Here is a 212-nt window from a genome sequence, read left to right on the forward strand (position 1 = left end):
CCCTGTTACCTCCGTGAAAGGGAGGTGTCTTAACCCCTTGACCAACGGGCCTTGCAAAAATATAGTGGCGGAGAGAGAGGGATTCGAACCCTCGAGACGCTTTTGGCGCCTACACGATTTCCAATCGTGCTCCTTCGGCCAACTCGGACACCTCTCCATGGCTCCCCGAACAGGGCTCGAACCTGTGACAACTCGATTAACAGTCGAGTGCT

1 tRNA gene is annotated in these 212 nt (G+C 55.2%); it reads right to left on the reverse strand.

Annotated features, from left to right (window positions below):
• Positions 1-65: 65 nt before the first annotated feature.
• Positions 66-157, reverse strand: a tRNA-Ser gene (locus GQY27_RS21395).
• Positions 158-212 lie beyond the last annotated feature (55 nt).

This window comes from Paenibacillus sp. An7 (genome assembly GCF_009870785.1).
Lineage (GTDB): Bacteria > Bacillota > Bacilli > Paenibacillales > Paenibacillaceae > Paenibacillus.